The organism is Kribbella sp. NPDC050124 (assembly GCF_044460355.1).
GTDB lineage: Bacteria > Actinomycetota > Actinomycetes > Propionibacteriales > Kribbellaceae > Kribbella.
Genome location: NZ_JBITJU010000010.1, coordinates 1 through 13,943, shown reverse-complemented (window position 1 = coordinate 13,943; position 13,943 = coordinate 1). Strand labels below are relative to the sequence as shown.

12 protein-coding genes, 1 tRNA gene and 1 pseudogene are annotated in these 13,943 nt (G+C 66.3%); 6 read left to right on the top strand and 8 right to left on the bottom strand.

What is annotated here, in order from left to right:
- Window positions 1-86: 86 nt before the first annotated feature.
- Window positions 87-1,277, top strand: coding sequence for a GNAT family N-acetyltransferase (locus tag ACIBL3_RS22950; protein WP_396355557.1), 1,191 nt, complete (start codon window positions 87-89; stop codon window positions 1,275-1,277).
- A gap of 1 nt (window position 1,278) precedes the next feature.
- Here ACIBL3_RS22950 and ACIBL3_RS22945 read toward each other — a convergent pair whose 3' ends face one another.
- Entirely contained in the window at window positions 1,279-1,494 is a 216-nt protein-coding gene (locus ACIBL3_RS22945) for a hypothetical protein (protein ID WP_396355556.1), read from the bottom strand.
- 56 nt (window positions 1,495-1,550) lie between these two features.
- Here ACIBL3_RS22945 and ACIBL3_RS22940 point away from each other — a divergent pair, with 56 nt between their 5' ends.
- Window positions 1,551-2,558, top strand: a complete 1,008-nt coding sequence (locus ACIBL3_RS22940) for a hypothetical protein (protein WP_396355555.1) — start codon at window positions 1,551-1,553, stop codon at window positions 2,556-2,558.
- 260 nt (window positions 2,559-2,818) lie between these two features.
- Window positions 2,819-4,126, top strand: a complete 1,308-nt coding sequence (locus ACIBL3_RS22935; RefSeq protein WP_396355554.1) for an NAD(P)/FAD-dependent oxidoreductase — start codon at window positions 2,819-2,821, stop codon at window positions 4,124-4,126.
- A 20-nt stretch (window positions 4,127-4,146) separates the two neighbouring features.
- Here ACIBL3_RS22935 and ACIBL3_RS22930 read toward each other — a convergent pair whose 3' ends face one another.
- The 4 genes from ACIBL3_RS22930 to ACIBL3_RS22915 are packed head-to-tail and all read right to left on the bottom strand — an operon-like array spanning window position 4,147 to window position 7,906.
- The gene (locus ACIBL3_RS22930) at window positions 4,147-4,569 is read right to left on the bottom strand and encodes a GNAT family N-acetyltransferase (protein WP_396355553.1); all 423 of its coding nucleotides are present in this window, start codon (window positions 4,567-4,569) and stop codon (window positions 4,147-4,149) included.
- A gap of 15 nt (window positions 4,570-4,584) precedes the next feature.
- Window positions 4,585-6,108, bottom strand: coding sequence for a GH92 family glycosyl hydrolase (locus ACIBL3_RS22925; protein WP_396355552.1), 1,524 nt, complete (start codon window positions 6,106-6,108; stop codon window positions 4,585-4,587).
- A gap of 17 nt (window positions 6,109-6,125) precedes the next feature.
- Window positions 6,126-6,785 carry a response regulator gene (locus ACIBL3_RS22920; protein ID WP_396355551.1) on the bottom strand — a complete coding sequence of 220 codons (660 nt, stop codon included), beginning with the start codon at window positions 6,783-6,785 and terminating at the stop codon, window positions 6,126-6,128.
- Window positions 6,782-7,906 carry a sensor histidine kinase gene (locus tag ACIBL3_RS22915; RefSeq protein ID WP_396355550.1) on the bottom strand — a complete coding sequence of 375 codons (1,125 nt, stop codon included), beginning with the start codon at window positions 7,904-7,906 and terminating at the stop codon, window positions 6,782-6,784. Before ACIBL3_RS22915 ends, ACIBL3_RS22920 begins: the two co-directional genes overlap by 4 nt.
- Window positions 7,907-8,010: 104 nt before the next feature.
- On the opposite strand from ACIBL3_RS22915, the gene ACIBL3_RS22910 reads away from it, so the two are divergent.
- From ACIBL3_RS22910 to ACIBL3_RS22900, 3 genes are all read left to right on the top strand, one after another.
- Window positions 8,011-8,517 (top strand): glycine cleavage system protein R, encoded by a 507-nt coding sequence (locus tag ACIBL3_RS22910; protein ID WP_396355549.1) that lies wholly within the window; start codon window positions 8,011-8,013, stop codon window positions 8,515-8,517.
- Complete coding sequence (locus tag ACIBL3_RS22905) at window positions 8,514-9,062, top strand: peptide deformylase (RefSeq protein WP_396355548.1); 549 nt, start codon at window positions 8,514-8,516, stop codon at window positions 9,060-9,062. The genes ACIBL3_RS22910 and ACIBL3_RS22905 overlap by 4 nt, the downstream gene beginning before the upstream one ends.
- Window positions 9,063-9,296: 234 nt before the next feature.
- Window positions 9,297-9,377, top strand: a tRNA-Leu gene (locus ACIBL3_RS22900).
- Between the two features lie 6 nt (window positions 9,378-9,383).
- Here the strand turns inward: ACIBL3_RS22900 and ACIBL3_RS22895 are convergent.
- From ACIBL3_RS22895 to ACIBL3_RS22885, 3 genes and pseudogenes are all read right to left on the bottom strand, one after another.
- A pseudogene (locus tag ACIBL3_RS22895) lies at window positions 9,384-10,254 on the bottom strand (IS256 family transposase); the annotation flags it as partial.
- 608 nt (window positions 10,255-10,862) lie between these two features.
- On the bottom strand, window positions 10,863-11,498 hold the full coding sequence (locus ACIBL3_RS22890) for a hypothetical protein (protein WP_396355547.1): 636 nt from the start codon (window positions 11,496-11,498) through the stop codon (window positions 10,863-10,865).
- Between the two features lie 45 nt (window positions 11,499-11,543).
- A complete protein-coding gene (locus ACIBL3_RS22885) occupies window positions 11,544-13,463 on the bottom strand; it encodes a tetratricopeptide repeat protein (RefSeq protein ID WP_396355546.1) in 1,920 nt (639 codons plus the stop codon).
- Between the last annotated feature and the right edge of the window lie 480 nt (window positions 13,464-13,943).

Here is a 13,943-nt window from a genome sequence, read left to right as displayed (position 1 = left end):
TCGCCGGTGCACTACCTGTCGAGCCGTACGCCGCGCCGCCGTAAATCCGTGGTCGATTGCGCTCCGGCTGCGTAGGTTGGCGAACCATGGTGGAGCCGTACCGAATTCGTCCGGCGACCCCGGACGACCTGGAGTTCCTCGCCGATGTCGCGCTGGCGACGAGCCGGGGCCAGGCGGCCGGGTTCGACGAGGTGGAGTGGCGGGCCCGATTTGCCGAGTGGACGGTTGAGACACTCGCGGACACCTCAGTCGTCGAGGTGTCCGGCAAGCGCGTGGGCCGGCTGCGGATCCGGCGTACCGCGGAGATCGTCGAGCTCTGCGGAATCCAGTTGCGTGCCGATGTACAGAATCGCGGGATCGGTACGGCGATCATCCGCGGACTGCAGGACGAGGTGGCAGTGAGCGGCGTACCGCTCGAGCTTGGGGTCGAGAAGGACAACCCGGACGCTCGCCGTCTCTATGACCGGCTCGGGTTCGCGAAGGTCGGCGAGTCAGAGGCGGAGGACAAACTGCGCTGGACCGAGCGGAAGGTGACGGCTGTGGGCGACGAAATCTGGGACGCGGACACCGCGCGGAGGTATGACACGCCGGGGACGGGGATGTTTGCGCCGGAGGTGTTGGGGCCGACGGTCGAGCGGCTGGCGGGGTTGGCCGGAGGCGGGCGGGCGCTCGAGTTCGCGATCGGCACCGGGCGGGTTGCCGTGCCGTTGGCGGAGCATGGCGTGCCGGTGAGCGGGATCGAATACTCACAGGCGATGGTCGACCAGCTCCGGACCAAGGTGAGCGAGGACGAGATCCCGGTCGTCATCGGGGACATGGCGAGCGTGCGAGCGCCCGGCGAGTTCGCGCTGGTCTACCTGGTCTTCAACACGATCTCCAACCTGCTCACCCAGGAGGCGCAGATCGACTGCTTCCGGAACGCTGCCCGCCACCTGTCCCCCGGCGGCGCCTTCGTCATCGAGCTCTGGGTCCCCGAGCTCCGCCGCCTCGCGCCCGGCTCGCCGGCCACCGTCGGCGTCTCCGAGCCCGGCTACATCCTGCTCGACACGTACGACGTACTCCACCAGCAGGTCGTCTCCCACCACTTCCACTTCGACGCGGAAGGCACCCGCGCCGAGCTCTTCCGCAGCCCGCACCGTTACATCTGGCCCGCCGAGCTCGACCTGATGGCCCAACTGGCCGGCTTCACCCTCGAATCCCGCCACGCCGACTGGTCCCAATCCCCCTTCACCGCCGACTCCCCGTCCCACGTCTCCGTCTACCGGCTGCGCGAGTAGGTCAGGTACGCGCGGATTCGGCCGAGCAGCGAACGCTCCGCGTCGGCCTTGAGACGTACGTCGGCAGCGCGGACCGGAATCCGCCGATCGTCGTCTCCAGCCGCACATCGCGGTACACCGGCTCACGGCCGAGCTCGACGAGCTGTGCCATCCGCTGCGGCACGAAGACCGGCGGCACCAGCCGTAAGCGGTCGAGCTGAAATCCGGCCGGTATCACTGGGCGTCGTCCGGTCCCTCTATCGGATAGGGGCGTCTGCTCGAGGGGGAGTATCGATGAAGTCCACGCGTGCAATCACGATCTTGATCAGCCTGACGCTCGGCGTCGGGCAGCTGACGACCGGAGGCGCTGTCGCGGCCGATCCGTGCGGCTTGCCACGAGGGGTGCTGAAGGCGAGTGACCTGGCTACGCGCTCCGCGATCGAGTGCGGTGCTGTCGGCCGGTTCGTCGACGCCGGGGATGGCGTACCGCTGCAGGTGCAACCGCCGGGCAGCAGCGTCACCTTGGACATGCTGTATCCGAACGAGGCCCGGACCTACAGCCTGGCCACGGACGACAAGGGAATGGTGACCACCGGCGTGCAGGTAATGCGGGATCGCTTCCCGGACCTGCCCGGTCCGAGTGCGTGCGAGCGCGACACCTACATCCTCCGTTCGTACAAGTGGTACCGGCCATGGTTGTTCCGGACGACCAAGGGAACGGCGCTCACCAACGGCAGTCAGGCCGACTTCGACGCGGCCGCCCGCAGGTCCGTGGTCAACATGACCCGAGGCCGCAACACCTGCGGTATGCGAGAGGGCACCGGCGCATCCGGCGCGCTGATCGGCCATACCTCTAGGGGCGGCAACTTCGTCTACGCGGACGGCCAGACGACCTGCGGTGCATCCGACGGCCACAGCGTGATCGACGCGGGGGACCTGCCAGGCGGCTTCCTCGAGGCGACGCTGGCCTGGACGTGCACCTGGGCCGAGACTCGCCACGGGGTGACGCAGGCCGTCTCGGCCGACATCCGGATGAACAACGGCGACTACAAGTGGACGTACAACCCGACCCGCGATCCCGCGTGCATCCCGGCCCAGCCACCGGATCAGGACCGGTGGCGGTACGACGTGGAGTCGGTGCTGACCCACGAGATGGGCCACGTCTACGGGCTCGTCAACCTGAGTGCCGACGAGGACATCAACCTGACGATGTACCCCGGCGTACGACGCTGCACCGGCCACGTCCGCACCTTGGGCCGCGGCGACGTACTCGGCATGCGGGCGCTCTACGGACGTCGCTGAACGCGTGGGCGGGACGGCCTCAGGTAGAGCAGCGCCGCCACGCTGACGAGCGCCGGCCCCGTCGGGCCAGTCGGAAGGGGGTGGTGAGGGCTCGGCGAATCGGTGCTCGAGGGGGGACCATCGGTACATGACGAAATCCCTCTGGAGAGGGAGTGTTCCGGCAGGTGAGATCACGCTCGAGAGGGTTTGTGAAAGTTTTCACGAGTGCGTAACCTGAAGTCGACATGAAGTCGGAGATCCACTCAGGGAGAGTGAAGCGCATGACAGCCCAGGTGCCGCACATCCTCGTCGTCGGAGGCGGTTACGTCGGGATGTACACCGCGTACGGACTGCGCCGCGCGGCCCGGAAAGGCAAGATCCGGGTCACCGTGGTCGACCCGCGGTCGGTGATGACCTACCAGCCGTTCCTGCCCGAGGCGGCGGCCGGGTCCGTGGAACCGCGGCACGTGGTGGTGCCGCTGCGCAAGACGCTGAAGGGCTGCCGGGTGGTGACCGGCCGGGTGACCGGGATCGACCACGAGAACAAGGTCGCCAAGGTGATGCCCGAGGAGGGCCCGGAGTACGAACTGGCCTACGACCAGGTCGTGGTCGCGCTCGGCTCGATCGCCCGGACGCTGCCGATCCCCGGTCTGGCCGAGGAAGCGGTCGGGTTCAAGAACGTCGAGGAAGCGATCGCGCTGCGCAACAAGGTGCTGGACCGCCTCGACGTGGCCTCGTCGCAGCCGGACCCGGCGCTGCGTAAGTCGGCGCTGACCTTCGTCTTCGTCGGCGGTGGGTACGCCGGTGTCGAGGCGTTCGCGGAGCTGGAGGACATGGCCCGCTACGCCACCCGGTACTACGACAACATCAAGCCCGAGGACCTGCGCTGGGTGCTGGTCGAGGCGACCGGCCGGATCCTGCCGGAGGTCGGTGAGGAGCTGGGCAGGTACACGGTCGACCAGCTGCGCAGGCGCAACATGGACATCAAGCTGGAGACCCGGCTGGAGTCCTGCGAGAAGGGTCACGTGATCCTCAGCGACGGCGAGGAGTTCGACGCCGACACGATCGTCTGGACCGCCGGCGTGAAGGCGAACCCGGCGCTCGCGGCGACCGACTTCCCGCTGGACGAGCGCGGGCGGGTCAAGTGCCTGGCGAACCTCCGGATCGAGGGCGTGAACGACGCCTGGTCCGCCGGCGACAACGCCGCCGTACCGGACCTCACCTCCGACGACGGCGCGTACTGCGCCCCGAACGCGCAGCACGCGGTCCGGCAGGCGCGCCTGCTGGCCGAGAACATCCTGCGCGTCGTCGACGGCAAGGCGCCGGAGGACTACCGGCACAAGTACGTCGGCTCGGTCGCGAGCCTCGGCCTGCACAAGGGCGTCGCCCAGCTGTACGGCGTGAAGGTCAAGGGCTGGCCGGCTTGGTTCCTGCACCGGACCTACCACGTGTCCCGCGTCCCCACCTTCAACCGGAAGGCCCGCGTCATCCTCGACTGGACGCTGGCCCTGTTCTTCCGCCGCGAGGTCACCAGCCTCGGCAGCCTCCAGATGCCCCACGAGGAGTTCCGCCGAGCAACCCGCTCCTAACCCCTACTGCGTCCACATGTTCAGGACTCGAGCGTCTTGAACATGTGGACGTCCTCGTTGCCGCCCGGGATCCCCAGCGTCCGGCCGGTCTCGACGTACCCGTGCCGCTGGTAGAACCCGGGCGCCTGGAAGGTGAACGAGGAGACGGCGATCCGATTGCACCCGCGCCGCCGGGCCTCCGCCTCTGCGGCCAGCAGGATCTTGCTCCCCCAGCCGTCCTTCCGGCTGTCCTCGCGGATCCACACCATGTCGATCCCGCACAGACCACCCCACGTCCACGCAGCCAGTCCGCCGACCAGCTCGCCGACCTCGTCGGCGACCTTGATCGAGAACGCACCGCGGTCGCCGGCGCCAGTGGCGGCCGTGTTGAAGTCGTCGAGCTCCTGGCTCAGTCGCTGCTCGAGCTCGGCGTCGTGTTCACCAACGGTGAGGTTCGCAGTCACGACGCCGAGTATGCCTCAGCGGTCGACGGGTGGTGTGCCCCATGTGGTGGGTTCCGCTCCCAGCTGTACGACGATCCGACCGCCGCGCGTGATGAACGACTCCGGCAGCCAGGACTCAGCACGCTGACGACCGTTCAGGGCCAGGGACTGCACGTACTGGTTGGTGTCCGACGTCGCCGGTGCCTCGATCGTGAGCCGTACGCCGTTGCTCCGGCGGACGTCGACGCGCGGGAACAGTGGGCTGCCGACCAGGAGCTCAGCGCGCCCCGGAGTCTGCGGGAACAGGCCGATGGCGGCGAACACGTACCAGGCGGACAGCGTCCCGAGATCGTCGTTCCCCGGGAGGCCCGACGGCCCCACGCCGTACACGGTGTCGACAATCTCGCGCGTGGTCGCCTGGGTCTTCCACGCGACGCCAAGCCCGTTGTACAGCCACGGCGTGTGCAGCCCCGGCTCGTTGGTCGGGTCGTAGCGGAGTGCGCTGCCGCCCTTGACGGCCCAGTTGCCGTTCGCGTCGTGGAAGAACCCGTCGAGCCGCTCGACCGCCGCGCCGTTCATGACAGCGGCCAGCCCGGAAACGTCCTGCGGGACCATCCAGGTGTACGTCGCACTGGGCCCCTGAGCGAACCCGACATCCGTCGACGGGGTGAAGCCGGGCTGCCAGGTGCCGTCCGCCTTCCGGGCCCGCTGGTAGCCGACGGCCGGGTCGTACGTGTTCTTCCACCAGGAGCCGCGGTCCTTCAGTGCCTCGACGTCGGCTCCGAGCCGCGCGCCCCACTGGGCCAGCGAGAAGTCGGCCAGCGAGTTCTCGAGCGTCTCCGCCGCGCCGCCCCAGCAATGGCAGGCGTCCTGCGGCGCATAGTTCTTGGCCAGGTACATGTTCAGCGCCGGTCGTTGCCCAGTGCATTGCCCAGGGCAACCACCATCGTTCTCCGCGTCCGCGTTCTGCACGGTCGCCTGGCGCACCAGCGAGTCATACGCGCCGCGTACGTCGAAGTTCCGCACACCCATCGCCGCAAACGTCGCCAACGTCGGCGCAGCCGGGTCGCCCGTCATCACATGCGTCGGCCCGTTGTTGTGCAGCCAGCGATCCCAGATCCCCTTGTTCTGCTGGGCGAACTGGTACATCGACTGCGCGAAGTCACCCGCGATCTCCGGCTTCAGCAGCGCCAGCAGCTGGATGTGGGCACGGTACTGGTCCCAGCCCGAGAACGTCCCGTACTGCGCTCGCTGCCCGGGCGCCAGCCGGTGGACCTGGAAGTCGCTGCCCAGGTAGCGGCCGTCCACGTCGTTGAAGATGTTCGGCTGCAGCATCGCGTGGTAGAGCGCGGTGTAGAAGGTCGTCCGCTGCGCGTCGGTGCCGTCGGTCACCCGCACGTTGTCCAATTCGCGCCGCCACTCGCGATACCCGTCGGCCGCGACGCGATCGACCGTGGCCTGCGGCCGGACCTCGGCACGCAGGTTCTGCTCGGCGCTGGCCAGGCTGACGTACGAGATACCGATCCGCGTCCGGACCTGCGCGCCGGGCTTGAAGGTCACGTAACCGCCTGCGCGAGCTAGTCGTGGAGCAGGCCGGCGTCGTGGACGAGGAGGGCGATCTGGACGCGGTTGTTCAGGTCGAGCTTGGTGAGGATGCGGGACACGTGCGTCTTCACGGTCGGGACGCTGAGGTAGAGCGTCGAGCTGATCTCGGCGTTGGACTTGCCCTCGCCGACGGCCACGGCGATCTCGCGCTCGCGGTCGTTGAGCTGGCCCAGCCGGTCCAGCGCCTTGGTCTTGCGCTGGTCGGTGCCGGACGACGCGACCCGGGTGATCAGGCGCTTGGTCACGGCCGGCGACAACACGGGCTGTCCGCCGGCCACTCGCCGTACCGACTCGACGATCTCGGCCGGTGGGGTGTCCTTGAGCACGAACCCGGCCGCGCCGGCCCGGAGCGCCCGCAGAACGTGCTCGTCGGCGTCGAAGGTGGTGAGGATGACGACCTCGGGCGCGTCCGGGCGACGCCGTACCGCTTCGGTCGCGGTCAGGCCGTCGGTGCCGGGCATCCGGATGTCCATCAGTACGACGTCGGGCGCGAGCCGGTCGATCAGCCCCTGGACGCCGCTACCGTCGCCCGCCTCCCCGACCACGCGGACGTCGGGCGCGCCGCCGAGCATCAACTTGAGGCCGGCGCGGAGCAAGGGATCGTCGTCGACAATAAGAACCCGGATGGTCATGCGGGCCACGGTAGCCAAGCGAAGAGGCGGAATTCGCCTTCGGAGGTGCGTCCGTGTTCGATCCGGCCGTCGACGAGCGCGGCGCGTTCAGTGAGGCCCAGCAAGCCTTTGCCGTCGCCACGTCTGCGGTTCGGGGCCGCGTTGCGCACCTCCACCTCCAGACCGTTGCCTGGGGCACCGGTCACGCTGATGTGTACCGACTCGCCGGGCGCGTGCTTGAGGGCGTTGGTGAGTCCCTCTTGCACGATCCGGTACGCCGTACGCCCGACGTGGTCCGGCAACGGGCCGGGAGCGTCGAGCACGAGTTCCACCGGGAGGCCCGCCTCTCGCGAGCCCTCGACGAGCACCGGGAGGTCGGCGAACGTCGGCTGCGGGAGCTCTCCGACGGGAGCTCGCAGTACGCCGATCACCTCTCGGAGGTCCTGCAGCGCGTGGTGCGCGCTGGCCCGGATGATCTCGGCGGCGCCGGCCACGTCCTCGGTGGACGCGTCGGGGCGATAGGCGAGCGCTCCGGCATGAACGCTGAGCAGGGACAGCCGGTGGCCGAGTACGTCGTGCATCTCGCGGGCGATCTCCTCGCGGGCCCGCAGCTGGGCCTGCTCCGCCTGCAGCGTGGCCACGACCTCGGCCCGCTCGGCCCGGTCGCGCAGAGTCTGGACCAGCTGGCGACGGGACCGGATGTAGAGGCCCCAGGCGACGGTCGCCACGTACATGGACACTGCCGCGATGACGACGGCCGCCGGGTCGTCCGGCTTGTCCCGCACCTCGATGTAGACGGCCAGGCTCACCGCGTTGGCGACGAAGACGCCCAGCGAGACCCGCAGCGGGCGGTGGATCGCCACGGTCAGGATCAGCACCACGCTCGCGGCACCCGCTGAGTCGGAGAAGGTCCCGATGGCCGCACCGATCAGAGCGAGCTGCACCGGCCAGCGGCGCCGGAACCACAGGGCCAGGCAGAGCGCCATCCCGAAGTAGAAGTCGAACGCGAGCAGCCCCGGGCTGATCGGGTCTTTGCTGCCCTCGTCGTACAGCAGGAAACCGCAGAACACCGCGACCACGAAGACGAGCGAGTCCACGATCCAGTCCCGCACACTGCGGCGCTGCCGTGCCGACTCGGTCATGGATCGAATGTAGCGGCGCGTAAGCGCTCTCCGCGGTGTTTCCGGCTGTCCGGATACCGAAGTCGGGTCATCGGCTACTTAGGTCGGACGGTAGGTTGCCGGGCATGAGCCAGCTCGCAGTCACCGTCATCGGCCCCGACCGCCCGGGCATCATCGCGGACGTCACCGAGGCGCTGGCCGGTACCGGAGTCAACCTCGAGGACTCGACGATGACGCTGCTGCGCGGCCACTTCGCGATGATGATCGTCTGCTCCGGGCCGTTCGAGGAGGTCAAGGCCGCGGTTGCGCCGCTGCGTGGCGAACTGGTGATCACGGTCCGCAAGGTCGGCCCCGAACACGAGCACGCACCGATCGGACCGTCGTACATCCTGAGCGTGCACGGCGCCGACCGGCCCGGGATCGTCGCCGCGGTGACCCGGATGATCGCGTCCGCAGGCGGCACGATCACCGACCTGACGACGCGGCTCAGCGGAGAGCTGTACGTGCTGACCGCCGAGGTCGAGCTGCCGCTCACCGCGGAGCTGGACATGCTCAACCGCGCCCTGGAGATCACCGCCGAAGAGCTCGGCGTCGGCGTCACCCTGCGCTCGGCGGAGAGCGACGAACTGTGACCGTCATCGCCGCCTGGTCCCCTCTGGAACTCGGTGTCGAGGGGACGGTGCTCGACGTACTGCGTGCTCCGCATCCCGTCCTCGCCACCGAGGGCGCGACCGTGGACCCACTCGACCCTTTGACGATCCAGCTCGCGGCCGATCTGGTCGCGACCATGCGCGTCTCCCCCGGCTGCGTCGGACTCGCGGCGCCGCAGGTGGGCGTCGCGGCGCAGATGTTCTCCCTCGACGTCAGCAACCACCCGAAGACGCGGACGTGCCACGGCGTCTTCGTCCTGTGCAACGCGGTCGTGGTCGAGGCTTCACGCCAGGAGAAGGGCCGCGAAGGCTGCATGTCCGTCCCCGACTTCACCGGCGACGTCAAACGCGCCACCCGGCTGACGGTCACCGGCGTCCTCCCCGGTACGACGGAACAGGTCACCGTCACCACCGACGCCTTCGAAGCCCGCGCCCTCCAACACGAGATCGACCACTGCAACGGCAAACTCTTCCTGGACCGAGCCGCCGGCGCCCACGCCATCTACCCCCGCAAGGTCTACAAATAACCCTCGCAGGCCGCTACGCCGGCTCCCACGTCGCGACCTACGCCGCCAGCCCCACCCACCCTGTTCACGCTCGCCCCGCTCGCTAGATCAGCTCGCTCCACTCGCGGCACGCTCGGGCTGCTCGCCAATCGACCGCAGCGTGGTCGGCACAGCCCGCAGCCGTCAAAGGCCCCCGCTACCCTCGGAACCACCCATCGGGCGCACTCAGCTTGTAAGGTCAGTCCTTGCCGCACAGCCCGGGTGGCGGAACGGCAGACGCAGCGAGCTTAAACCTCGCGGCCGAAAGGCATACGGGTTCGAATCCCGTCCCGGGCACTTCCTCACCGCGGCGGCGTCGATCTGGTCGAAGACCGAGTGCAGCATTGCCTTGACCCCACCCCAGGCGTGCTTGGGGCAGATGCTCATCAGGTTCGCGGTGTAGTGCGTGCGGCACCGCTGCCAACTGGCTCCTGGTAGTGCCGCGCCGATCGCGTCGACCAGGCCGGCGTGCGCGTCGCTGGTGACCAGCGCGACGCCGTTCAGGCCGCGGGCGACCAGATCCTTGAAGAAGCTGTTCCAGCCGGCCCCGGACTCGGCCGTACTGGTGGCGACGCCGAGGATCTCGCGGAACCCGTCGGCGTTTCACGGCGGTGGCGACCATGACCGCAATCTTGATCACCCGGCCGCCTTCGCGGACCTTCATCGTCAACGCGTCCGCGGCCAGGAACGTGTACGGCCCATCGTTCAGCGGCCGTTCGCGGAAGTCGCGGACCAACTCGTCCAGATCCCTGGCCATCACACTCACCTGGCTCCTGGACAGGCCGGTGATCCCCAGGGACTGCACCAGCCGATCCATTCGCCGTGTCGACACCCCGAGCAGGTAACACGTCGCCACTACCGACGTGAGCGCCGCCTCCGCGCGCCGGCGCCGCTCCAGCAGCCACTCGGGAAAGTACGTGCCCTCCCGCAGCTTCGGGATCGCGACGTCGAGCGTCCCAACGCGGGTGTCGAGCTCGCGGTGCCGATACCCGTTGCGGCGACCGGTCCGCGCTTCGTCGCGGACGCCATACGCCGCTCCGCACACGCTGTCGGCATCGGCAGACAGCAGCGTGTTGATGAAGCCCTGCATCAACTCCCGGAGCAGATCAGGGCTCGCCTCAGTCAGGTGTTCGTGCAAGAACTCAGCAGGGTCGATACTGGAGCCAGCGGTCATCGCGGTTTCCTTCTTCGAGTCGGTTGTGAGAGATCACTCGAAGGATCACCCGATGACCGCGTTCACGTTCCCCGCGACGCGCCACCGGGATCTCGTCGTACACCACTCTGCTCAACTGTTTCGGCGAGCAGCCACAGACAAGGTGTCCGGCATCGATGGCGAGTTCTGCTGTCGTCGACCGGCGCCCAATTGGCACGTGCGCGCCTAGCCAAGGGACGCGCCCAGAGCGGAGCGTTAGCGGAGCGTTAGCGGAGCGTTAGCGGAGCGTTAGCGGAGCGTTAGCGGAGCGTTAGCGGAGCGTTAGCGGAGCGGCGGCCAGGCGGCCCGCCCTGTGGTGGCGGCGCGCTCTCGGGCCCTGGAGGGCCCGTCTTGAAGACGTAGAGAAGCTTGTCAGGCGACAGGGGATGTCCTGTCACGACAGGGGGACCGTCGATACCTGCCCACCGTCGGGTGACGTACGACAAGCCGTCCGTCAGGTGTTAGTGATGGTTAAGATAGCGGGGCCACAGCCTGTGAGAAACCAATCCGACGTACAGTCTAGGGATACCCGAGAGCAGGCTGATTGCGCCAAATGAGATCTACAACCCTTGATTCGTCCGTTATGGTTCTCAGCCATACCGGTAGCCGCTCTTCGGGTTGTTAATGTACAGTCGGCGTGCGGCGGTCAGGTCAACTTTCTGGATCTTTGGATCGCCGTCTGAGGCCATCCAGGAGAGGTCGAATGTCGTCTCAAGCTGTTCGATCCATGGCCCTGAGCGAGTCGACATGAGCAGTGCCCTAGTATCAGGCCAACCGTGAGCGTGCTTCACCTTTTCGATGGTGTCATCCGACCATTTTTCAAATTGCCTGAAGATCTTCCTGCCAGCGATGAGGCGACATGGTGGCCCGAGTTTATCCGCTCGATCCGCTAGCTCACGCTCGTCTGGTATGAGGCCCGGAGTCGAGCCAGCCTCGCTCACCAGATGTAGGAGAACCACGGATATATAGTGTGCGGATGTTTTATCACCGAACTCATGTGCATTCTCGCGTAGCGCGTCGTTCCCGTCACCGATTGGATCGATGGTTAGGTTTCGGGCAAATCGAAATGCGACCACTGTTTTCGCAGGTGCCGTGACGAGTTGGTCAAGGTCAGGTGGAAATGCAACGCTAGCTCGGACTGGCTCGGCTTCTTCATTGATCTCGACCCGCAGAAAGTCTGGCAAGGCGTGTTTCTTGGCCCCGTCCTGGAACGCTTTCTCGATCACAGTCCAGACTCTACCCATTCTATCGGCCAGGTGATCGTCCATATGTCATACCTTCTCTGTCGTCTTGGAAATTGATTGGACGATATGCGTGAAGCGCGGGAGGCCGTGAAGTGAGACGAGGTCCTGATCTCGTGATATCCATTTGCCGGCCAGTTGCTCGATCCCGGGCCTGGTTATCATTCGCTCAAGCCAGTAGATTGCAACCTGTTCTCTCTTGTTCAATGCGAAGTAACATGCGAGGTTGTAGCACGTTTGCCAGCCGGAGCGCGGCTTCGCAGCGAAGGCTTCTACTCTCCTTACTTCCCTTTCCTCCTTCTTCTCGGCAATGCGCTTGTGCCGCTTGTCGCGGGTCTGCAGATCGGCCTTCTGGATGCGCAGGAGCAGTCTGGTCATCCGTCCGCGGTCACGCGCGTACACCGTTAGCGCGGCAGCGCGCACCATAAAGCGGGTACGTCTTCTGTCGCCGTATGCGGAGAGCACGGAACGGAGAGGACCGATCGCTTCACGTTGATCCCGGCGCAAGTATGTGCGCAGCGTTATCCCTATCTTCAAATCTCGCTGGAGATAGTTGAAGACCTTAAACGCGATGCGCTTGAGATCATCAGGCTTAGCGGCATTGGTCAAGGTCGGTTTGATACCTATTTGACCGCAGGCTTGGTTCACCGATGCGATCAGTCGGTGCCGACTGCTTTGAGGTAAGTGCGACCAGTCCTCTGAGTCGTGAGACAGCGCGGCGAGCGTGGCCGCAAGGCGGTAGGTGGCGGTTTGGTGAGTAGGGTCGATGGCTACTGCTCTGGCGTAGAGCTCGAGTGCCGGCGCGGAATTACCTCGCATCGCTAAGGTGTCTCCCAGCTTGTGCAGGATGAGCCCGCTGGCAGGAGCCTTCTCGAGGGCTTCGCGGAGGTCTGCCTCTGAGGGTTCGACGGCGGTGTCGTACTGCGAGAACGCCTCTGCGGTTGAGGGAGACCACCGTGCCCAGACCGGAATACGTGAGCTATCACTCAGAATGGTCGCTGCGGCCCAGTAACCTGCCGCTCCGCATGCAGCGGCGAGCGAATCTCCTGTGACCTCCTTGGAAGAAACGGACCGGCCGGTCGATGTGTCCGCGACGCGCACCCAGACGCGCCAGCTCTGGCGTCCATCAAGTGGAGTGAGCACCTGCGCATGTACGTTGCTGCCGCGGGGAGCGTTGAGTGTGTTCCTGAGTGCGGTCACGATCGCCTTCAGGATCTTGGTTGGCTCGACAGTTCCTATCTCTTCGAGATCGGTTAGCGTCGAGGCTGGTGTGGCTCCGGGCGTAGACCCTGGTTCTCGGAGGTTCTTGCTTAGGGCGGTGGTGAATAGGGCTTCCTGGGCTGCTTTGTCCGGATCATTGGTGTCCTTGGAGTCTGCCGATTTTGTCCGTTCCGCGCCGGTGAAACTGACGTGGGCCGGACCAGCAACCTCCGAATTGCTCGTTCGCTCCACCAGTCTCCAGAGTCCGAGAACGGATACGCCGATCAAGATGTACAGCCATTTGTTCGGTGTCGTAAGGCCCGGAAGCAATTTCAGGGCTGCTGACGTGACCTTATCTGCTCCTTGCTGGATGGCCGTGGTCCATGAAGAGCTAGCGTCCGGTTGCCCTATGTTCAGCAATAGTATCGACATTGCGGCCACGGCAAATAGAGCAGCAACTCGAAGCGCTCGCCGCAGCCATTCGGTCGCGGCGATCCAAAAGGCGAGCGCGATCAGCCCGAAGGTCCACCAGAAGACTGCGGGGCTTAGCGTCTGCTCCCAGAATGCAAGCCAGGCCGGCAGCGCCAGCACGAAGATCATCAAGAGGCCCGCCGTAATACCTGCCCAGAAGTCGCTTTCGTGGCGTCGAGCCTCCAGGTGCCAGCACGCCAAGCCCACAAGCAGCAATGTGACAATTCCAGCGCACAGGATGGCATTGTCGGCAACGAAACCCGGCACTTTGGCATACACTTCGAGGTCCCCCTGAATGCTCTTCGCGTGGTACCTGTTTCGGAGGCCAACTGCGAACTCAATTCCCCAGCAGTCGCCTTCGCGGTAGGTTCATGAGAAGCACGGATGGGTGCCTTCATGACATATTCCGACACAGGCTTCGTTCGGTGTCAACGCGTCAGCCAACGCTTCCCACTCCTGGGCAGGCGCTGCCAGTGCCACCCGCAGTGCACCCTGCGCGAGCCTGAGCGGTTGGCAGTGACCAAGCGCTACACGCATATGACGAGCAAAAGCCGAAACGGCCGGCTACTCCCACGCGCCGTTGGGTCCAGACGCTCGCCGCCAGCCTGTTGCTGGGTTCCCGCATCGCCCCGCTAGCAATCATGGAAGGGACGGTCCGGCACGCGAGGAATAGTCAAGACCTGTGGATTGGCGTGTCACGCAGCTTGTTGATCACCTCCTGATTCGTCGGGTCGTTCGACGAGTTTGCCGTTCTCGAAC

Coding starts and splice junctions, on each gene's coding strand:
- ACIBL3_RS22950 (WP_396355557.1), top strand. CDS start 87: ATGGTGGAGCCGTACCGAATTCGTCCGGCGACCCCGGACGACCTGGAG.
- ACIBL3_RS22940 (WP_396355555.1), top strand. CDS start 1,551: ATGAAGTCCACGCGTGCAATCACGATCTTGATCAGCCTGACGCTCGGC.
- ACIBL3_RS22935 (WP_396355554.1), top strand. CDS start 2,819: ATGACAGCCCAGGTGCCGCACATCCTCGTCGTCGGAGGCGGTTACGTC.
- ACIBL3_RS22920 (WP_396355551.1), bottom strand. CDS start 6,785: ATGACCATCCGGGTTCTTATTGTCGACGACGATCCCTTGCTCCGCGCC.
- ACIBL3_RS22915 (WP_396355550.1), bottom strand. CDS start 7,906: ATGACCGAGTCGGCACGGCAGCGCCGCAGTGTGCGGGACTGGATCGTG.
- ACIBL3_RS22910 (WP_396355549.1), top strand. CDS start 8,011: ATGAGCCAGCTCGCAGTCACCGTCATCGGCCCCGACCGCCCGGGCATC.